The organism is Candidatus Marithrix sp. Canyon 246, from assembly GCF_001723685.1.
Taxonomy (GTDB): Bacteria; Pseudomonadota; Gammaproteobacteria; order Beggiatoales; family Beggiatoaceae; genus Marithrix.
Map to the genome: position 1 here is coordinate 1 of NZ_MCBX01000025.1, position 20,438 is coordinate 20,438.

Below are 20,438 nucleotides of genomic sequence, written 5' to 3' on the forward strand. Positions count from 1 at the left end.
GGTGGAAGTCTATGGCAAAATATTAGAAAAATCTTTGATTTTACCGGCTTTTTTATCATTAGGTGGCTTTACTGTAGAAGCACTGGAATTTTGCCAGATGGTTGGTATTGGTACTGCTAATCAAATTCAGCAGTATTAATAGTTTTTTTGGTGTATAATGCTTCGCTTATACACCCTAGGAAAGTTCATTAACTTGCATGAATTTTGCATAAAATTACACTGTTTAATTTGCATAGGAGAAGTTATGGAAATAGATTGGCTTACCCATGAAGTAATGTGGTTTTTAATTGGTTTAGTTCTGCTTGTTACAGAGCTAGCCTTACCAAGTTTTATCTTAATCTTTTTTGGAATAGGTGCTTGGGTAACTGCTTTAACAATATGGTTCACAGATGTTGGAATAGAAACACAACTTATTGTATTTATTTTAACTTCACTGATTTCTCTTATCATATTTAGAAATCGGTTTTTAAACCTTTTTGATAAACAAAACGCTCATTTTACAGATGATGTAGATTCTGATTTTATTGGCAAAGTTGCAACAACAATTGAGCCAGTAAATAGTGTCAGTGGTAAAGTACTATTTAATGGAACCCAATGGAAAGCTATTTCTGACGAAAACATTAAATCAGATCAAAAAGTAGAAGTTATATCCAAAGATAATATCACCTTAAAAATTAAATCATTTTAACAGGAACTTTATATGTACTCAGAACTGATTATACTAATCTTTTTAGCAATTTTTGTATTTATACTCTTTGTTTCAACAGTAAAAATTGTACCACAGCGACAAGCGTATATTATTCAGCGTTTAGGCAAATTTAGCCGAATTTTGGATGCTGGTTTTCATATTCTTATTCCATTTATTGATAAAGTTTCATATCAACATTCCCTTAAAGAAGTTGCAATGGATGTACAGCCACAAACATGTATTACTCGGGATAATGTTTCTGTTGAAGTCGATGGAATCTTATATATTCAGATATTTGATCCTAAAAAGGCTAGTTATGGGATTCAGGATTATAGATTTGCAGTGAGTCAACTGGCTCAAACGACAATGAGAAGTATTATTGGGAAATTGGAACTTGATAAAACATTTGAAGAACGTGATACCATAAACGGTTCGATTGTTCAGGCTGTAGATGAAGCTTCAGATCCTTGGGGTGTGAAAGTCACACGCTATGAGGTAAAAAATATCCTACCTCCACAATCAATTAAAGATGCAATGGAAAAACAAATGCGTGCTGAACGAGAAAAGCGTGCGCAAATTGCAGAATCTGAAGGTGATCGTCAAGCACAAATAAATCGTGCCGAAGGGCAAAAACAAGAATTAATTCGTCAATCTGAAGGTGAAAAACAAAAACAAATTAACGAAGCAGAAGGTAAAGCATCAGAAATCCGTTCGATTGCAAATGCAACAGCCGCTGGAATTAAAGAAATTGCATCAGCAATTAATGAAAAAGGTGGATTAGAAGCCGTGAATCTTCGTGTAGCAGAAAGCTATATTAAAGAGTTTGGTAAACTTGCAAAAGAAAACAATACTATGATAATTCCATCTGATTTAGCAGATGTTTCAAGCCTTGTTGCTGCTGCAACTTCTGTTATCAAACAAACCTGACAGGTTTTTAAAACCTGTCAGGTTTTTAGTTATACTAAATTAGCTCGTGGATTAAAAGAAAATTCTTCTGCCATTTTACGATAGATTTCTTTTTCTTTAGTCGTACTTGCTTTTGGTGTCATTATTTGTAGTATTACATAATAATCTCCGGCTGGATTACCCGCTAATCCTCGCCCTTTTAAACGTAATTTTTTCCCTGATTGTGAATCTGGAGGTAGTTTTAAATCCACTGATCCAGCCAAGGTTGGTACTTTTATACTACCACCTAAAGCTGCTTCCCACGGTGTAATTGGTAAGTTAAAAGAAATATCTTTGCCTTCTAAGCTATATAAAGGATGATCTTTAATTGTAACTTCCAAATATAAATCTCCGCGTGGACCACCTTTCATGCTTCCAGCACCTTGACCATTTAAACGAATCTTTTTACCTTCAGTTATACCTTTTGGTATTTTTACATTTAAGGTACGTGTTTTAGTAATTCTATGTCCAGTTCTATGAACTTCTGGCGATTCTAATTTTAAGGTTCGTGTTGAACCATGATAGGCATCTTCAAGACTGATACTAATTTTAGTATGTTGATCTTCTCCTTTAGAGCGAAAAGGATTCTGATGCTGTTGCCTGCCTCCACTAAACATGCTGTCAAAAAAATCACTAAAATTAACTCCACCACCACTATCCCTACTAGTAGAACCTTGATTCCAACCCGGCGGTGGTCTAAATTGTTCTCCAGCTTGCCAATTTGAACCTAATTGGTCATAAGTAGCACGTTTGTTTTTATCTTTTAATACCTCATTAGCTTCGCCTAATTCCTTAAAACGTAACTCAGCATTTTTTTCTTTGCTGACATCAGGATGATATTTACGCGCTAATTTGCGATAGGCGCGTTTAATTTCATCTTGACTTGCATTACGTGAAACTCCTAAGATTTTATAATAGTCTTTATATTCCATTTTTAAGTAGTGATAACACTAATATGATTATTACCTTGCTTTTTTGCTTCACTAAGTGCCGCATTAGCGTCAGTAATTAGATTATTTAAAGTAGTTTCAGCTATAGCCTCACACGAGGCTATACCAATACTAATTGTAATTTCTAAGTTTTCTGGTTTAAATTTTATTAAATCTTGACATAAATTTGTCGCCAATGTTTTACCGTAATTAAATGCACAATCTGGTATTAAAGCTGCAAATTTTTTGCCTGCAAAGCGCGATATCATAACTTCTTGAGGAAAAGATTTTAACAGAAATTGACCTACTAAATGTAATATTTCATCAGCAAGATCTAATAACTCAAAATTATCAATATCAATCATCATTAAACAGACGTTAGGATGTTGGGTGATAAAGGCTTTTCCTTCTTCAAGCAAATATTTTTTATTATGTACTCCAGTCAAGCCGTCAGTTGTTTTTAAGTTATAAATTTTCTTGGAACAACTTTTTAGAATTCTATCTTGCTGTTTAACTAATATTAGTGATTTTAGGCGAGCAATAAGAATTTCTTCAATTACTGGTTTGCTAATAAAATCATTTGCTCCAGTATGTAAAATATTTACAATAGATGAATGATCATTTGCAGGTATTATAACCAGAATTGGCATTTCTTGACTTGAATAATATAACTTATTGCGAATATTATCTATTATATTAGCATTAGTCATTTTGCCTTTTAGAGACCAATCTATTAAAACTATATCAAATTTATCCTCATGAACGCTATTGTCTTTTAATATTTCTAATGCCTGTGTGCCGCAGCTAATATATTTGATCAAAAAACCATGCTTTTTTATAATATATTGCATATTATTTACTTTATCGGTAAGAAATAATATTCGCCCAACTTGCCCTAAATGCCGCTGTAAAATCTCTTGAATAAATTCAACTAAACGTTTATAACCTAATGCTTTATTAAAGAAATAACTTATTCCAACTGAGAATCCTTGATGTAAAATACTTTGATTTATATCACTAGTTACCATGATTACTGGTGTAAAATATTGTTTTTTATTACGACGAATTTCATGACACAAATCAAGTCCATCTAAACCGGGTAATACTAGTGAGCTGGTAATTAAATCAAATTTATCTTGATATAAATAATCTAAGGCTTCTTCAACACTACCACAAGTAATTAGGCAAATATTTTTAATTTGGTTTTGTAATAGCCGCGAAACAATAGATCGCACTACTTCTGAACGATCGACAATCATAATACGGTAAATTTTGTTCACATTCATCTTGCAATTTTCATAAGGTTTTTATAAACTATAAAATTTGAATAATTTATTACTATGCACATACATATTTTAGGTATTTGTGGTACTTTTATGGCAGGTATTGCCGCTATTGCAAAACAGCAGGGTCATATTGTTACTGGATCAGATGCGGCAACATATCCACCTATGAGTACACAGTTAGAAAACTTGGGTGTTAAATTATATTCTGGTTATTCGGCAGATAATTTAGAACCAACTCCTGATTGTGTGATCATCGGTAATGTTATATCACGTGGTAATCCTGAAGTTGAAGCTGTATTTAATCAAGCTTTACCATATATTTCTGGACCACAATGGTTAGCCGAGCAGGTTTTAGCTAAACGTTGGGTATTAGCTGTGGCTGGCACGCATGGTAAAACAACCACAACAAGTATGTTGACATGGATTTTAGAATCTGCTGGTTTTAATCCGGGATTTTTAATCGGCGGAGTACCTGAAAATTTTGGTATTTCCGCCCGTTTAGGCAGTGATCCATTTTTTATAGTTGAAGCAGATGAGTATGATTCAGCCTTTTTTGATAAACGTTCAAAATTTGTGCATTATCGTCCACGAACCTTAGCTTTAAATAATCTTGAGTTTGACCATGCCGATATTTTTGCTGATTTAGCCGCTATTCAACGACAATTTCATCATTTAATACGCACCGTGCCGGGCAATGGTTTGATTATACACAAAAATGCAGAACCAGCACTAGATGAAGTATTAGAACAAGGTTGTTGGACACCAACTGAAAGTTTAGGTGAAAACAATGCTGATTGGCAAGCTAAATCTTTAATAGCAGATTATGGTCATTTTGAAGTTTGGTATCAAAATCAGCGCGTGGGCGAGGTGAAATGGGATTTAATTGGACAACATAATTTGGAAAATGGCTTAGCGGCTATTGCCAGTTCCCATCATGCTGGTGTGTCTATTGAACAAGCTTGTGATGCTTTAAGTAATTTTAAAAGCGTAAAAAGACGTTTAGAATTACGAGGAGTGATAAATAATATCAGTGTATATGATGATTTTGCTCACCATCCGACAGCGATTACTTTGACATTAGACGCTTTACGCAAACGAGTTGGATCAGAAAGAATTATAGCGGTATTAGAACCACGATCAAGAACTATGCAGATGGGGGTTCATAAAGATACATTAGCCGGTGCTTTAAAAGATGCAGATATAGTATTATTCCATCAATCAGATGATTTGGAATGGTCAATAGAAGGAATAACTGAAATATTTAATAAGGTTGATCCATTAATTGAACATATAGTAAAGATTGCGAGTAATGATGATCATATTCTAATCATGAGTAATGGTGGATTTGAAAATATTCATAATCGTTTGTTGGATGCTTTGAAATAAAGTGAAAAGTTCTGAAATTATTAAACGATTGATTGATGATGGTTGGTTAAAAGTGGGTGGTAAGGGTGATCACGAAAAATTTAAACATCCAGATAAATCTGGTCATGTTGTTGTGCCGCACCCACGTAAAGATATACCTATTGGTACTTTGCGTAATATCTATCGTCAAGCTGGTTGGAAATGGAGGTAATTGAAATGCTTTATCCTATTTATGTTCATCAAGGTGATTCTGAACATGCTCATGGTATCACTATTCCAGATTTCCCTGGGTGTTTTTCGGCAGTTGATAATTGGGATGAATTGCCAGCAATGGTTCAGGAATCTATAGAACTTTATTGCGAAGGTGAAGATATGGAACTACCAAAGCCAAGTTCTTTGGAAGAACTTGTCAAAAATAAGGAATATCATGGAGGAATTTGGATGATGCTAGATATTAATGTTTCCAGATTGAATCTAAAATCAGTGCAACTTAATATTTCTTTACCTTCTAAATTGGTTTCACGTCTTGATGCGTATGTCAGTCGTCACCAAATGACTCGTAGTGATTTTTTGACACTAGCAGCACTCAAACTAATGGATCAAAACAAGTTAGCATAATAGTTTTTGAAATAAAATCTAAGAATGGAGGAATCATGGCAGGATCTCTACAAGATCAGCTACTAAGTGCTGGAATGGCTAGTAAAAAACAAGCCAATAAAATTAATGCACAAAAACGCCAAAAGAAGCGGAAAAATCATGCCAAAGAAGTTGATGAAATTGCTCTATCTGCGGCTAAAGCGATTGAAAATGAGCGTAAAAAAAGTCAAGAACTGAATAAGCAACGCACAGAAGAGGCAGAGCAAAAGGCGATAGCTGCCCAAGTTATTCAGATTATTAAAATGAATAGCATTGATATGGGAACAAGTGAAAATGCGTTAAGCTACAATTTTACTGATAATTCAAAGATAAAAACCATTAATATATCTAAGAAAAATCAAGATTTGATTAGCCGTGGGCGTTTAGCTATTGCTAAAATAGATGAAGATTATTATCTGATTCCAGCCGAAGCGGCGGAGAAGATTAAACAACGTGATGATGAATCAATTGTGCTGTTTAATGAGAACATTAGTGATCAAAGTCAGGATGATGATGATCCTTATGCCGATTATAAAGTACCTGATGATTTGATGTGGTAGTATCAACCTGTCAGGTTTTAAAAATCTGACAGGTCGATCCTCGACGACGAAGAATCACTGTTTCCCCAATAATTCGAGTTTAATTATCCACTTATTAAAATGTGGACATTCTTGACGAATTTTTTCTAAGCCAATCTTTGAAGCTATCATTACTCCATGAAATACTTTACGGTAAGAAGGAATTAGTCGCTTTAAACGACGATGTGGGCAAGTTGCTGGGCTGTTATTTATTTCTTCAGGAGTTCTAACTTGTTTACGAATATTTTGTAATGCTTTGATTAGTTTCCTAGACTGTATAGTTTTATCTTCTTCAAAAGGGTTTGCTATCATTGTCGGTGAAGAAAATAGTAATCCTTCAAATTCATGAAGTTGTAAATATGGTATTAATTTTTTTTCATTCATATCAGCATTAAAAGCTGCTTCCATATATTCAACTTTTTTGTAACAATCTAATTGTGGGCTTGATTTTAATCCGGGAAAATCGCTTGGAAGACCATAATAATCAAATAAAGTTGTAACTGCTGCTGCACTGGAATCATGAAACAATGTTTGTAAATTTTGTTTAATTTTCGCGTAAGAAATAATGCCACCTTTAAAATTAGCAGCATTTTGTACGCGCTTAGTGGTTAAAAGAATTACCACAAGGTAAATACCAAATTGTTGCAAATGAGGTGCTAATAATTTTTTTACAAATTTTTCCTCAGTTTGCCCTTCTACGAGAATAAAAACTTTCAGCATTTTTAAGGTCTTCCACCTAACACATTTTTCTCCCAAAGTTCACCTAAAGCATAATCTTCTAACCAATGAGTCATTTCTTCATTATTGAACTTTTTAAAACATGATTGTTCATTTTCTCTTTCAATCACTATTACATCTTGTAGTTGAAACTGATTCAGAAGTGTTACTGATTGGGTTGATGCTATAATTTGAGTTTTAGTCGCCGCACTTTGCATCATTTCGGCAACAATGCTGATCGCATATGGATGTAATCCCAATTCAGGTTCATCTAATAGTATCGTTGCTGGCAAATTTGGCTGTAGTAATAAGGTTGCTAAACAAATAAATCTTAATGTTCCATCGGAAAATGTATGGGCATTAAAGTAGCTATCTGAACCTATATGTTGCCATTCTAATTGAATTTTTTCATAATTTAGGCGCGATGCTTGTAGTCTAAAGTCTTCAAAAAATGGTGCTACTAGGCGTACTACTTCTACAATATTTTGATAATTTAGTGGATAGCGGTTTTTTAGCAAGTATAGAAAAGCCGCTAAATTAGAGGCATCTGCTCGTAAATACATATTATCATGTAAATCACATTGTTGTCTCATTTTAGCTGTAGTGCTAGTGTCATGAAAATGGTATAGGTAAACTTGCCAATTCTTTAATTGTTTGAGTACAATTTGTGCTATTGAGTTATGCTGGGCAAATTGATGAAGTTGAGTTTCACGATGCCCACCGTCTATTGAAAAGATTTCAATTTTATCACCTTTTTGCCAACAACCCGATTCGTTTGCAAAAATAAGGGTATCATGAGCTGGAATTAATTTACATTGGTAATTAATTTGTTCATTTTGGCTTTTAAATTGCCATTCTATTTGTAATTCAGAGCTTATTTTTTGACCAAAATAGAGGATATTATCAGCTCCACCTTCGCGCCCAATCCATAATTGGATTTTGTTATTAATGATGGTGTTGAGTAAAGTTAATGCTTTGAAAAAAATAGATTTACCAGCACCATTAGCTCCAATTAGTAAGTTAAAAGTTTGTAATGGAAAATGTTCTAATTCTTTTATTGATTTAAAATCAATAAAGCTAATTTGATCTAAATAAAGTTGTTTTTCTGTCATTTTATAATGAAATATCACGTAAGTTGGGCTGACAAAAGAAAGCCCAACAATCTAACCTAGATTAATCCCAACTCAACTGACTACCAGTCTGATATTCACGCACTCTGCCTTCAAAGAAGTTTACTTCATGATTTAATTCATATTCACTTATCCAAGGCATTGGATGTTCTCTGGTTCCAAATAATACTTTTATGCCTAATTGCTCACAGATTTTATCTGCAAGGAATTCAGCATATTTAATATAGCTTTTAATAGAAAAACCTAAAATTCCACCATCAGGCATCACTGCATGAACATGAGATATTTCTAATTTTACTGCTTCATTTATTACTTCTCTTGCCCGTTTTTTCATAGCAACATTCCAAACTTTAGGATTTTCTCGACAAATTTGTTGAATCATCCATAAGCCATTAGCTGCATGTAAGCTTTCATCACGCCAAATATAGCTATATTGTTGAGCTGTATTACGTAATTTTCCTTGTCGCGCTAAAGCAAATATTTGTGAAAATCCCAATGGGAAAAACATATATTCAAAAATATAAAAACTTATTAAATCTTCTAATAAAGCTTGAGTTGATTCTACGGAACCTTTAGGAGCATCAATTGTAGCAGCATTATTAGCAAATTCAATATTCCAATTTATTTTTTCAACTAAATCAGGCATATCCTGATATAAATTAAAAATTTGCCCCTGCCCTTGCTCATCTAAACCAAAAGATTCTAATATAAATAAATAAGACTCAACATGATTAGCTTCTTCAGAAATCTGCCAACGTAAAGTTAAACTAAGTCTATAGAGTTGCCAATATAGACTCGTCTTCAGAACGGTACGTGAAACTTTCATTTCATACCGCTCCTCTCTGTATAGTGTCTTTTTACTCAACATTGCAACCCCCAAACCAATCCGAATTTTTAACATCTATTTTTCTTTGTACCTTTTTCTTGCTACTTCCATCGTTTCTTGTTTTGATGTCATGACAATGACGATGCAACACTTGCAAGTTTGTACTTTGCTCACCACCACCGCAGCTTTTTGGTACTATATGATCTAATTCTAGTATTGAGTCGTGTTTAAAGTCCTGTTTACACCAGTTGCATTTAAATTCTTGCTTTACTAAACAAGATTCTTTTCTTGTCCTTCTGCCCCTGTTGTTCATTACCTTTCTTTTATTCCAATACTCGGTTTGACCATCAAAAATGTGATGCCTGCCTTTGATTTTTGTATGTCTTATTATCTTTGTACTAGACATTTTGTACAACTCATTATTGTCGGTCTTGAAAACCCAATTTCTGTTACCAACAACATGCCAGTATTTGTCTAGTACCCATGCGTTGCCTTTATTGTGATGTCGATTTCTTGCCCAACTGTGCAATTTTTCGTAGACATAGTTATCTATGCTTGAAAATATATCTTTCGATACATTTCCGTTGTGGTAGTTTGCCCATCCTCGCAATATTGGATTTAATTTTCCAATCATCCCATCTTGTGTTAATCCACCACCGCTTTTGATTACATCTTTGATCTTTGCTTTGACACTTTTTATCGACTCCTTAGATGGTTTGATTAGTGTTTTGCTTTTAGTGTCATTAATTTCGTATTTCCTTATGTTACATCCAAGGAAGTCAAAACCATCGTACACGTTTGTTATGTGAGTTTTTTCTTTGCTTAATTCCACTCCCATTTTTCTCATGCACCATTCACTAATTATTTCTTTAAGCTCTTCCACTATCCATCTATCTTTGGCAACCACTACAAAATCGTCTGCGTAAACTGTTACTTGTATAACATGTCTATTACTATTGTTTTGTCCCGTTCTTTTTCTGTTGTCCCAAGCCCATTGTTGTATCATTGTTTCCATGCCATTAAACGCAATGTTTGCTAATAGTGGACTTATTACACCACCTTGCGGCGTGCCTTTTTCCGTTTCTATCAACTCTTGGTTTACTGTCATAGCACCACTTTTGACTAAGTTATTTATTGTGCTGGCAATTTCTTTATCCCCTGCTATTGCTGGGTTACTTATTATTGCTGATGTTTTGATATTATCGAAGAAGCCTTTTAAGTCGCCCTCTAAAACCCACGCATCTTTTTTTCTTTTGATACTATTAAATATTGATTCTATTGCGTCTTTTGTGCTTCGCATTGGTCTAAACCCATACGAGTTTGTTTCTGCTATAGTTTCATAGCATGGTTCGATAATACCCTTTAACTTAGCTTGATACACTCGATCTTCGATAGTTGGTATTCCAAGTGTCCTTATTTTTCCGTTTTTCTTGGCTATTTCCACTTGTCTTACGGGCTTCCAATGCCTTTCAATACCGTCTTTCATGTTGCTAACTAAATCGTATCTTTGGGCTGGTGTTAGTAGTTTGACTTTGTCTACGCCAGCAGTCCTTTTACTCTGATTGTCTTGAGTTACTTTCCTTGTACAAATTAGGTTATATGCTTCGGATTTGTATAATATCCTCCTAAGCTTTTTGACCTTTTTCCAGTTTTCGTATTCCATTGCAACAGATATGCTTTGTTGTAAACGGTCAACATGACGTTGACACGTTTTCCAATTTACTTGTTGCCATGCCTCCCCCAGTTGCTTAATATTCAACTTAGGAGTGCTTTTAACAGTACTCTTCATTATTGTGACTCCGTTTAATACTTAACATATTTAATTAGATTATTATCTAATTCTTCTATACACAGTGAATAAGTCGGCATATACTTATCATTACAATAAGTCATTTGCTTTTTATTCAATCCTCTACCATTACTAGCGCAGCTATATGTCTATACCCCGTTTCGTTCCACATCTTTTCTGATGTCTAGCCTTTGTAATGGTTTACCACGTTTCATGCTACTGGCTTTACTTGTACTTAGATGGTTACTCTGCGCCTATGTACGTTATTGACTACTGAATGTTTTCAATAAAATTCATTTCCTTATACATATACAAGTTTACTGGTATATATCTTGCTCAATGCTAAAGACGCTTAATTACATAACTTCACTTGTCAGTTCATCATATACAATTGACAGACGGGACAATTCTTTTATACCTAAAATTCCTAACCGCCATTATTCCCTGCTTAAATCAATCATGGGCATATCCCGTGACCAATTGGGTAAGTTTTGTTTTCACTGAGTAGTACAGTGGAGGTAGCCTCACATCCTCATAAATAGCATAATTGTGATTCCTAATTATTTGGAATCCTCCCATTCGGCTGATTTTATTCAGCTTGTTGGGAAACGTGTCGCACTATTGTCTCATTTCATTAGCTGTAGTATGTTGAAGCAGAACATTGACTAAATTATCAGGTACTAAATTATCACCCGCAGTCAAATAAGAAATATTGGTTTTAAATAACCACATTTCTGCTTCTGTTAGCTTGCCAGTGTTCCATTGAACTTTATCTTCTCCCATAGGAATTTCATTTGGAATCCAAAAATTCTTACGGGCATTTAAAAAGTGTTCTCTTACTGATTTATATTTAACCGGAATTGGTTGACGCAAATCATAACCACGCCCACCTATAATTTTTACGTCATCAGCATTAGGGCGTTTAGCACCAATACTAATTGGATCTAAGCTACTTGATACTGGAAATATTATTTTCTTTTCTTTTTTTATACGTGGTGGTGTAAATGTATTGTAGTAGTCATCACTAGTAGTGACAGAACTATCAAAATCTAACATGATTTCTCCGTAATTGTAATTATAATTAATTTATTGACAAGCTTCACATTCGCCGTCATCTATTTCACAAACTTGAACTTGTGCAGAAGTGTTTATTGTGCCTTTTTCAACATGGGTTGCACCCATAGTCCGTAAATAATAAGTGGTTTTAAGTCCAGATAACCAAGCTAGTTTGTATAATTGATCCAGTTTACGCCCTGATGGTTCTAATATATATAAGTTGAGAGATTGTGCTTGATCAATCCATTTTTGTCGCCGCGATGCCGCTTCTATTAACCATGCAGTATCAATTTCAAATGAGGTGGCATATAAATTTCTTATTTCGGTGGGTATCCGTTCTATATCATTAATGCGCCCATCACAATACTTTAAGTCATTAATCATTACTTCATCCCAAAGCCCAAGTTGTTTTAAGTCTTGCGCTAAATATGGATTAATGATAGTAAATTCACCTGATAGGTTTGACTTTACATATAAGTTCTGATAGGTTGGTTCAATAGATTGCGTAACGCCGCTAATATTTGAAATTGTCGCAGTTGGTGCTATTGCCATAGTATTAGAATTACGCATCCCTACCTTCTTGATACGCTCACGTAAACTATCCCAATCTAAACTGCTAGTGGTTGACATTTTTAAATATTTACCACGCACTGCTGCCAATTTTTTGATGCTATCAATTGGCAAAATACCTTGACTCCATAATGAGCCATCAAAAGTAGAATAACTACCACGCTCAGCCGCTAAATCACTTGATGCCGCTATAGCATAATAACTAATCACTTCTTGGGTTTGATCAGCAAATTCTACAGCATTTTTGCTTGCATAAGGAATTCGTAACTGGTATAAAGCATCTTGGAAACCCATCACCCCTAAAGCCACTGGGCGATGACGTAAATTAGCAGTACGCGCTGATTCTATAGGGTAATAGTTAAGATCAATGACATTATCTAGCATCCTCATAGCAGTGCTAATAGTGGTTTGCAACTTATCCTTGTCTAATTCACCGTTTTTAATATGGGCAGCCAGATTAACACTTCCAAGGTTGCAGACGCTAACCTCTTCATTTGCTTTGGTATTTAGGGTAATTTCAGTACAAAGATTAGAACTATGCACCACACCAACATGTTGTTGCGGGCTACGTATATTACAAGGATCTTTAAAACAAAACCAAGGATGCCCAGTTTCAAATAACATGGTCAGCATTTTGCGCCATAAATCTACTGCATTAACTCGCTTCCAAATTTTTATTTTGCCTTCATCAGCCGCTGTTTCATATTTTTCATAAGCCGCTTTAAAGTCTTCACCATATAATTCATGTAAATCTGGCACTTCATCTGGAGAAAATAATGTCCATTGCTTATTTTCATGTACTCTGATCATAAATTCATCAGGTATCCAATTGGAGCTGTTCATGTCATGGGCGCGACGACGTTCATCACCAGTATTTTTACGTAATTCTAAAAATTCGTTAATATCAATATGCCATGTTTCTAAGTAAGCACAGCCTGAACCGCGTCTGCGCCCACCTTGATTCACTGCTACCAATGTATCATTGACAACTTTCAAAAACGGTACTACGCCTTGTGATTTACCATTTGTACCTTTAATATGGGCACCCATTCCACGTACAGGTGTCCAATCATTACCCAATCCACCAGCAAATTTTGACAATAGTGCATTGTCTTTAATCGCGTTGAAAATACCATCTAAATCATCTGGAACTGTTGATAAATAACAGCTTGACATTTGTGACCGTAAAGTACCAGAATTAAACAGCGTAGGTGTGCTGCTCATAAAATCAAATTTAGATAACAAATTATAAAACTCTATAGCACGATCATTAGGATTAGATTCATTCAATGACAATCCCATTGCTACGCGCATAAAAAAAGCTTGTGGCAATTCAAATCGTGTTTGATCCCAATGCAAAAAGTAACGATCATATAAAGTTTGCAAACCTAAAAAGCTAAATTGCAAATCACGCTCAGTAACTATGGCTAAAGCTAATTTTTCTAAATCAAATTCTGCTAAACGAGGATCTAATAATTCATGTTTAATCGCGCGATCTATATAAGCCTTAAAATAATCCGTATAATTTCCTTGATTTAAACTTAAAAATTTACAGGCATCAGTACGCAACTTTTCTAATAATAAACGTGCAGCAACATAGCTATAATTCGGTTCTTTTTCAATAAAACTACGAGTACTCATCAACAATGCGTGATTTATATCAACTTCATTAATGCCATCGAATAGATTTTTTAGGCTTTCCTCAAGTATAAATTCTGGATTTACATCTTCTAAATTAGCACAAGCTTCTGTAACTAATGTTCGTAAACGCGCTTCATCTAATGGATAAGATTTTCCATTCTCAGCCTTAACATGAATTACAGTTTTTTCAGAATTATTAGCACGAAGATTCGCATGTTCTTCACGATAAAGCACATAAGCGCGAGCGACTTTATGATAACCACCACGCATTAAGGCTAATTCCACTTGATCTTGTATTTGTTCAATCTGTACCGTGCCTTCTTCATGTAAATGCCGACTAATTCCCTCAACGACTTGCGTAGTTAAAGAACTTACAACTTGATGGATACGATCTGACAAACTAGCAGCTTCGCCTTCAACAGCTAAAAATGTTTTTGTCATCGCAGCAGCAATTTTATTAGGATCAAAATTACTCAATTTACCATTTCGTTTAATTACGGCAAATTCTTCAGATTGCATGGAATACCCTTGTTATTTGTATGATATGTAAAGATTGTTGGGTTAAATGATACAGTAGTAGCGATTAAATTGCTAATTTGTATCTATTTGATTAAATAGAGTTAATTTTTAATTGGATGTTAATATTAGGAATTTTTTTTCGTGGTTCGGTGGGTTTCGTTTCACTCTACCCACCCTACTATTAATAAATAATCATGTAGTTATGTAGGGTGGGTAGAGTGAAACGAAACCCACCGAACAAGTACTATTTTGTGTCTTCAGGAAGAACTACAGCCAAAGCTTGTTTTCCCGGAGCGGGTTGACTCATTAATATAGTTAATAATGAGGCAATGCGTTCACGCATTTCACGACGATCAATAATCATATCAACCACACCATGTTCAAGCAAAAATTCACTACGTTGAAAGCCTTCAGGCAAGGTTTCACGTACTGTTTGCTCAATTACACGTGGTCCAGCAAATCCAATTAATGCGTTAGGTTCAGCTATATTTATATCGCCTAACATTGCTAAACTTGCAGAAACACCACCCATTGTAGGGTCAGTTAAAACTGATATAAAAGCTAAGCCTTTTCGATTAAGACGATTTAAAATGGCACTAGTTTTGCTCATCTGCATTAGAGAAAATAAAGCCTCTTGCATACGAGCACCACCACTAGCAGAAAAACATACTAAAGGAATATGATTATCAATAGCAATATTGGCAGCGCGTACAAAACGTTCTCCTACAACACTACCCATTGAACCACCCATAAATTTGAATTCAAAGGCACAAGCAACTAAGGGAATTCCATGAACTTGCCCTTTAATTGCTAAAAGCGCATCTTTTTCACCAGTATTTTTTTGGGCTTGACTAATTCGATCTTTATATTTTTTACTATCACGAAATTTTAATGGATCAGCAGGTGATAATTCAGTGCCAATTTCTTCGCGTGCCTCTTGATCAAGAAAAGCTTCTAAACGCTTACGTGCGCCAATACGTAAATGATGACTGCATTTGGGGCACACATTTATATGACGATCTAATTCAGGGCTATATAATACTGCTTGACAAACAGGGCATTTACTCCAAACACCCTCTGGTACAGTGTGTTTACTTTTACCATCCGTTCTAATACGTGCAGGTAATAATTTTTCAAACCAACTCATGTTTAGTTATTAGTTATTAGTTATAATTAAATTCACTTAATAATAATATTGCTCTTAATCAATAAAGCAACAACAAAATGATAGAAACCAAAGAACGTTTTATTCCTATTGGCAGACAGGATATTGTCGATAATTTATTAGCGGCTTCTCATTGGAATAGTGATGAGCGTCAAAATTTTAATGAATTTTGTAAAATTTTTATTGCCTTATATCATTATAAGTTTCATCAATATTCTGAATCGTTAAAGCATTGCTATACGCCTTTTAATCCTGATAATGACATTATCGTGCAAGAACATAATGATGAGGATCAAAAGCAAGTTCTGCAACAGTTGAATGATGAAACGGTGAAGTTGCTTAATAAGGGCAATTATGACGCTCTTGATAAACCTGCTTTAGAAAAAGCAATGCACGCAGATTCATATTATGGATTAAATGTTTATGTTGATTTAGATGATTTTGAACAATTGGTTGTATATTATCGTGGTTCCTCGATGATGGAGGAATATAAACGTACTTGGGCTAGCTTATTTTTTAAGAAAGAAAAAATTGAAATACCTATTTATAAACGTTTATTTTTGTTTTTGAAGTTTAAAACAGAAGATGAACGTGTAAAAGAATTAGTAGCTGAAGGTGAAACAGAAAAGAAAGCTAGAAAATTAGTAAAAAAATCACGAAAAAATTTGCCAGAACAATTTTCTGAAGAGCATATTTTTTTAAAATTATTTAAAAATCTGCCTCGTAGCGATTTAGAAATGTTATTTCCTAATCAACAAGTTAGATTAAAACTTTTTGATAAAATCAGATTAGCTGTAACTGGTGGTGGTGGTACCATATTCGGAATAATTAAAATTATTACTGCTGCTGTTATTAATCCAATCACATTGATTGCTTCTGCTATTGGTTTTATTATAATTATTTTCCGTCAAATAATGGATATATTTACTCAGAAGACTAAATATATGGTGACTTTATCACGTAACTTGTATTTCCATACCTTGGATAATAATTTTGGCGTGATTAATCATTTGGTTGATGTAGCTGAAGAAGAAGAAGCTAAAGAAGCAATCTTAGCTTATTATTTTCTTTATACCCAAGCTGATAAGAATCATACTCAGCAAACTCTTGATAGAGAAATTGAAAAATATATTGAAGAAAAGTATCAAGTAGCTATTGATTTTGAAGTATCGGATGGAATACGTAAATTACGTGAAGAAGGTATTTTGATAGAGCAAGAGGGTGGTGTTTTAAAGGTTGTTGATTTGAAACAGGCTTCTATTATTATTGATGAAAAATGGGATAAATTTTTTAATCCTGCTAACTCATAAAATTGCTCATATTCATATAATGCCATTTTAGTTAGCCCTGAAGGGGCGAAATAATACAGCCTAGGGCAACGCCCTAGGTTATGTGGTAACGGTTTTGGTAAATTATGTCTTAATTTCCTAGGGCGTTGCCCTAGGCTATATTATTTCGCCCCTTCAGGGCTATTAAAATTTAACTTTAGCTAATTCATAAAATTGCAACACTTGTTCATCTTCATATAATAGAATGTTGGGGATTTTTTCGGCAATAGTTATAATAGTTTGATAATCTTGTTGTTTCCATGCCAGTTTAAAGCCTGCTCGTAAAGCTTCTATTGTTATTTTTTTTAGGCGTTTCTGTTGTTTATATTGTCTGAATTCTCGTAAAAGTTGTTTTTCATGCCGCTTTTCTTGTTTTATCGCGCTGGCTTCATCTGATATGATCAATTCTAATTGTTGCGAGCTTTGTTCATTGGGTTTGTAAGCTGATATTATGAAATATTTATTTAATGTGGCAATATTCGCAATTATAAATCCCGCTTGTTCTATATTTGTTTTTAAATTTTGAGTATTAGAAAATACCACAGTCATCCAACGCCCCGGTTTTAAAATACGAAAAGCTTCATTAAAACACTTTTGCATTAAGCGGCTATAATCTTCTAAATCTTTATTTTGTTTATTGTTTATAATTGCTTCAGTTTTATTATTGGTAAAGACTTTTAGCCATGCTTCCCATAGTAAGTTTAATTCTGAATACATTATATTTGAGCCACATGGTGGATCTAAAAAAATATAATCAATTGATTCATTTTTGATTGCTACTGCTGATGAACAACCAGTGCTAATAATAGAATTGGAAAGATTATTTAATGATTGAAAGGCTGTTTTTATGCTTTTGAGACGAGTTTCAATTTGTTGAATTACAGAAGTTTCTATAGATAAAGATGGTATATATAATGTACCTTTTAAATGACCTGCATTCCAACCGCCACCACCAAAGAAAAAATTTTTTAAATGTATTCGGTTCATTTTGCTAGAACGATTTAGAATTCCTGTTAATATGAATTTGATTCTAGCATCAAGTATAGCATTAAAATATGCTAAATTATGCAAATTACGTTTAGTATAAAAATGATGTATATGGCTGAATCCATGAGATGTTTTTGCTTGATTGGTATTATAACCATCTGGTAATTCTGTAATTGGAAACCAATATGGAATTTCCATATTTTCTATTTTTTCTAACAGTTCTAAATCATATTGATCAGGTATTTTTTGATAGCGTTTATTGGTTACTGAATAGTTAATTAATACTGGTATTTGCTTGGCTTGTTTGATGGTTTTGCCAATAGCGGCATCAAAGCGCGTAATCAAAGCTCTATCTAAATGACGCTTAATTAATTCAGCGTCACAATGTGGGCAAGGAAATTGGGTTTTAAGTTTATCTTTATCTAATGCGACATTCCAAAACACAATTTCATTGCTACAATTGGAACAAATAAATACATCAGACCATACAACAGAATTAATATCACCTAAAATATCAGAATGCCGTGTTTTATACATCCAAGCATATTCAGTCTTTATTTTTTCAAGTATAGCTTTAACTTGCTTATCAAAAGTTAGAATATTTATAGGAGTATTATAATTATAAGCAATAAATGTTGCCGCTGGTGATAAATCAACTAAAATTGCTCGTCTTACGCCAACTTTCACATTATTACAATTGTCTAATGTCTTAACAACTTGCTTATCACCACATAATTGTGCCGCGATACCCGTCATACCAGTGCCACAAAAACCATCAAAAACCACATCACCCGGTTCCGTATAATGTAAGATATAGCGCATAATAGCTTTGTGAGGCAGCTTAGTATGATATGAATGAACATTATAAATTGGATCATTTTTACCTTCACTAACATCCATTGCAAAGGCTTCGCGCTGATAATTAGTATCTGTTACCGAATTTTGCTCTATAAAATCCGATAACCAAGGATTTGGACAAGCGGTATAATAAGGAGGATTAGATAAAGCTAAAATTTCCTCATCAGAAGCATTAGGAAAGCCGGGTATTTTTTTAAATTCTGAATCTTGAAGTTTATTAGCTAATTGTTTTTCAATTTTTTTTATAGGTTTAATCACTTTTTTGTTAATTAGCCTAGCCAGCTCTTCAGGGCTATTAAAATCAAATCGTTAGATATTTATGTATAAAGATTTGGGGCAACGCCCTAGGGCTGTATCAAAATATGATATATATCCAACAATAGCAAGACTAGCAGATATAGGTCTAATTTTAGTCATGTCATTATATAGAAAAATAGTTTTTGAAGTTATATTCACCATTATCAGATATATTATTAATAATCAACAGGAAACTTTAATTGATAGTTGTAGCCCTAGTGCTTGAAGTACATTGTAAATAGTATCTAGGCGCGGCTTTCCTGTTTCAGATAATGATTTGTACAAACTTTCACCTCCTACATTCGCCTTTTTTGCTATTTCTGTCATACCATGAGCTTTAGCAACATGACCTAATGCCCGTTGAAAGCCTTCGATACCATTTTCATCTAGCATTATCTCCAGATATTCTTGTATCGCTTCAGGGCTATCAAGATACTTTGATACATCAAATTTTCTTGTGCTAGTTTTCATTATCTCCTCCAAAAATCTGGGCGAGTATCACGTTCGCTTGATTTATCTCCTCCATTCAGAAGGAGAACAATTGTTTTTTCTTTTATGGTGTAATAAATTCGATATCCACTTCCAAAGAAAAGCCGTAGTTCTTATTTCATACATGGTTAAAGTACTTAGTATCTTTCAGGATAGATCATACTTTATTTGTGCTTAGATTGCTAGTCTTTTTATGTTTTTTTAACTGTTGAATTTATTGAAGCTGCTGGTGTATCAGGTATAGTTAAAGAATTCAAGAAAAGATACCAGAAGGGTGGAGTTGGTATTTGGCATTAGTTATGAAGATTAATATTAAAACCGCTAAAGATGAGAGAGTTGTAGCAGTAAAAGAATTAGCAGAAAGTTCAGTAAATTTAGTAGCAAGAGCTTGGGTAAAAAGCAATGATTATTGGGGAGTTTATTTTGCTACTTTAGAAAAAGTAAAAATTCAATTTGATGAAGCTGGAATATCAATTCCATATCCACAAATTGACGTTCACAGATTTTTTTAAATTCTAAAGCAAATCCTGCGGATCAACATCCAATGACCATCTTACTTTACTACCAGCCATTTTTTGCAATGTTGGCAGCCACCAAGATAAAAATTCATGTAATAGTTTACGTTCTTTAGCTTGTAAT

At 33.9% G+C, this 20,438-nt stretch carries 20 protein-coding genes; 8 read left to right on the forward strand and 12 right to left on the reverse strand.

Features of this window, described 5'->3' with window-relative positions; genetic code table 11:
• Window positions 1-244 precede the first annotated feature (244 nt).
• Together BHU68_RS11765 and BHU68_RS11770 are read left to right on the forward strand one after the other, a co-directional pair.
• The gene (locus BHU68_RS11765) at window positions 245-688 is read left to right on the forward strand and encodes an NfeD family protein (RefSeq protein WP_069471780.1); all 444 of its coding nucleotides are present in this window, start codon (window positions 245-247) and stop codon (window positions 686-688) included.
• 12 nt (window positions 689-700) lie between these two features.
• Entirely contained in the window at window positions 701-1,615 is a 915-nt protein-coding gene (locus tag BHU68_RS11770) for an SPFH domain-containing protein (RefSeq protein ID WP_069471781.1), read from the forward strand.
• A 29-nt stretch (window positions 1,616-1,644) separates the two neighbouring features.
• Here the strand turns inward: BHU68_RS11770 and BHU68_RS11775 are convergent, their stop codons facing one another.
• Window positions 1,645-2,565 carry a DnaJ C-terminal domain-containing protein gene (locus tag BHU68_RS11775; RefSeq protein WP_069471782.1) on the reverse strand — a complete coding sequence of 307 codons (921 nt, stop codon included), beginning with the start codon at window positions 2,563-2,565 and terminating at the stop codon, window positions 1,645-1,647.
• 2 nt (window positions 2,566-2,567) lie between these two features.
• Window positions 2,568-3,821, reverse strand: a complete 1,254-nt coding sequence (locus BHU68_RS11780) for a response regulator (protein WP_171899652.1) — start codon at window positions 3,819-3,821, stop codon at window positions 2,568-2,570.
• Between the two features lie 81 nt (window positions 3,822-3,902).
• On the opposite strand from BHU68_RS11780, the gene mpl reads away from it, so the two are divergent.
• Genes mpl through BHU68_RS11800 form a run of 4 tightly spaced genes read left to right on the forward strand, consistent with a single transcriptional unit; the run spans window position 3,903 to window position 6,409 of the window.
• Window positions 3,903-5,234, forward strand: coding sequence for a UDP-N-acetylmuramate:L-alanyl-gamma-D-glutamyl-meso-diaminopimelate ligase (gene mpl, locus BHU68_RS11785; RefSeq protein ID WP_069471784.1), 1,332 nt, complete (start codon window positions 3,903-3,905; stop codon window positions 5,232-5,234).
• 1 nt (window position 5,235) lies between these two features.
• The gene (locus BHU68_RS11790; RefSeq protein WP_069471785.1) at window positions 5,236-5,424 is read left to right on the forward strand and encodes a type II toxin-antitoxin system HicA family toxin; all 189 of its coding nucleotides are present in this window, start codon (window positions 5,236-5,238) and stop codon (window positions 5,422-5,424) included.
• Between the two features lie 5 nt (window positions 5,425-5,429).
• Window positions 5,430-5,831 carry a type II toxin-antitoxin system HicB family antitoxin gene (locus tag BHU68_RS11795; protein ID WP_069471794.1) on the forward strand — a complete coding sequence of 134 codons (402 nt, stop codon included), beginning with the start codon at window positions 5,430-5,432 and terminating at the stop codon, window positions 5,829-5,831.
• A 35-nt stretch (window positions 5,832-5,866) separates the two neighbouring features.
• Complete coding sequence (locus tag BHU68_RS11800; RefSeq protein WP_069471786.1) at window positions 5,867-6,409, forward strand: DUF2058 domain-containing protein; 543 nt, start codon at window positions 5,867-5,869, stop codon at window positions 6,407-6,409.
• A gap of 54 nt (window positions 6,410-6,463) precedes the next feature.
• Here the strand turns inward: BHU68_RS11800 and BHU68_RS11805 are convergent, their stop codons facing one another.
• From BHU68_RS11805 to accD, 7 genes are all read right to left on the reverse strand, one after another.
• On the reverse strand, window positions 6,464-7,147 hold the full coding sequence (locus BHU68_RS11805) for a DUF4276 family protein (protein WP_069471787.1): 684 nt from the start codon (window positions 7,145-7,147) through the stop codon (window positions 6,464-6,466).
• Window positions 7,148-7,149: 2 nt separating this feature from the next.
• Window positions 7,150-8,256: an AAA family ATPase gene (locus BHU68_RS11810; protein ID WP_069471795.1), complete on the reverse strand. Its 1,107-nt coding sequence runs from the start codon at window positions 8,254-8,256 to the stop codon at window positions 7,150-7,152.
• Window positions 8,257-8,317: 61 nt separating this feature from the next.
• On the reverse strand, window positions 8,318-9,100 hold the full coding sequence (locus tag BHU68_RS11815) for a ribonucleotide-diphosphate reductase subunit beta (RefSeq protein ID WP_069471788.1): 783 nt from the start codon (window positions 9,098-9,100) through the stop codon (window positions 8,318-8,320).
• 31 nt (window positions 9,101-9,131) lie between these two features.
• Window positions 9,132-10,889 (reverse strand): group II intron reverse transcriptase/maturase, encoded by a 1,758-nt coding sequence (gene ltrA / locus BHU68_RS11820; RefSeq protein ID WP_083234124.1) that lies wholly within the window; start codon window positions 10,887-10,889, stop codon window positions 9,132-9,134.
• A 618-nt stretch (window positions 10,890-11,507) separates the two neighbouring features.
• Window positions 11,508-11,945 (reverse strand): ribonucleotide-diphosphate reductase subunit beta, encoded by a 438-nt coding sequence (locus BHU68_RS11825; protein ID WP_069471789.1) that lies wholly within the window; start codon window positions 11,943-11,945, stop codon window positions 11,508-11,510.
• A 30-nt stretch (window positions 11,946-11,975) separates the two neighbouring features.
• Window positions 11,976-14,675 (reverse strand): ribonucleoside-diphosphate reductase subunit alpha, encoded by a 2,700-nt coding sequence (locus tag BHU68_RS11830; RefSeq protein WP_069471790.1) that lies wholly within the window; start codon window positions 14,673-14,675, stop codon window positions 11,976-11,978.
• 244 nt (window positions 14,676-14,919) lie between these two features.
• Window positions 14,920-15,822, reverse strand: coding sequence for an acetyl-CoA carboxylase, carboxyltransferase subunit beta (gene accD, locus BHU68_RS11835; RefSeq protein ID WP_069471791.1), 903 nt, complete (start codon window positions 15,820-15,822; stop codon window positions 14,920-14,922).
• 77 nt (window positions 15,823-15,899) lie between these two features.
• On the opposite strand from accD, the gene BHU68_RS11840 reads away from it, so the two are divergent.
• Window positions 15,900-17,150 (forward strand): DUF3754 domain-containing protein, encoded by a 1,251-nt coding sequence (locus BHU68_RS11840; protein WP_069471792.1) that lies wholly within the window; start codon window positions 15,900-15,902, stop codon window positions 17,148-17,150.
• A 162-nt stretch (window positions 17,151-17,312) separates the two neighbouring features.
• Here BHU68_RS11840 and BHU68_RS11845 read toward each other — a convergent pair whose 3' ends face one another.
• Together BHU68_RS11845 and BHU68_RS11850 are read right to left on the reverse strand one after the other, a co-directional pair.
• A complete protein-coding gene (locus BHU68_RS11845; protein WP_216092572.1) occupies window positions 17,313-19,271 on the reverse strand; it encodes a DNA methyltransferase in 1,959 nt (652 codons plus the stop codon).
• Between the two features lie 222 nt (window positions 19,272-19,493).
• A complete protein-coding gene (locus tag BHU68_RS11850; protein WP_069472971.1) occupies window positions 19,494-19,781 on the reverse strand; it encodes an addiction module antidote protein in 288 nt (95 codons plus the stop codon).
• Between the two features lie 317 nt (window positions 19,782-20,098).
• Between BHU68_RS11850 and BHU68_RS11855 the strand changes: the two genes are divergently transcribed.
• Window positions 20,099-20,311 (forward strand): hypothetical protein, encoded by a 213-nt coding sequence (locus BHU68_RS11855; protein ID WP_141698921.1) that lies wholly within the window; start codon window positions 20,099-20,101, stop codon window positions 20,309-20,311.
• Between the two features lie 3 nt (window positions 20,312-20,314).
• Here the strand turns inward: BHU68_RS11855 and BHU68_RS18410 are convergent.
• Window positions 20,315-20,438: hypothetical protein (locus BHU68_RS18410; RefSeq protein ID WP_171900404.1), on the reverse strand; the 124-nt coding region annotated here is incomplete at its 5' end.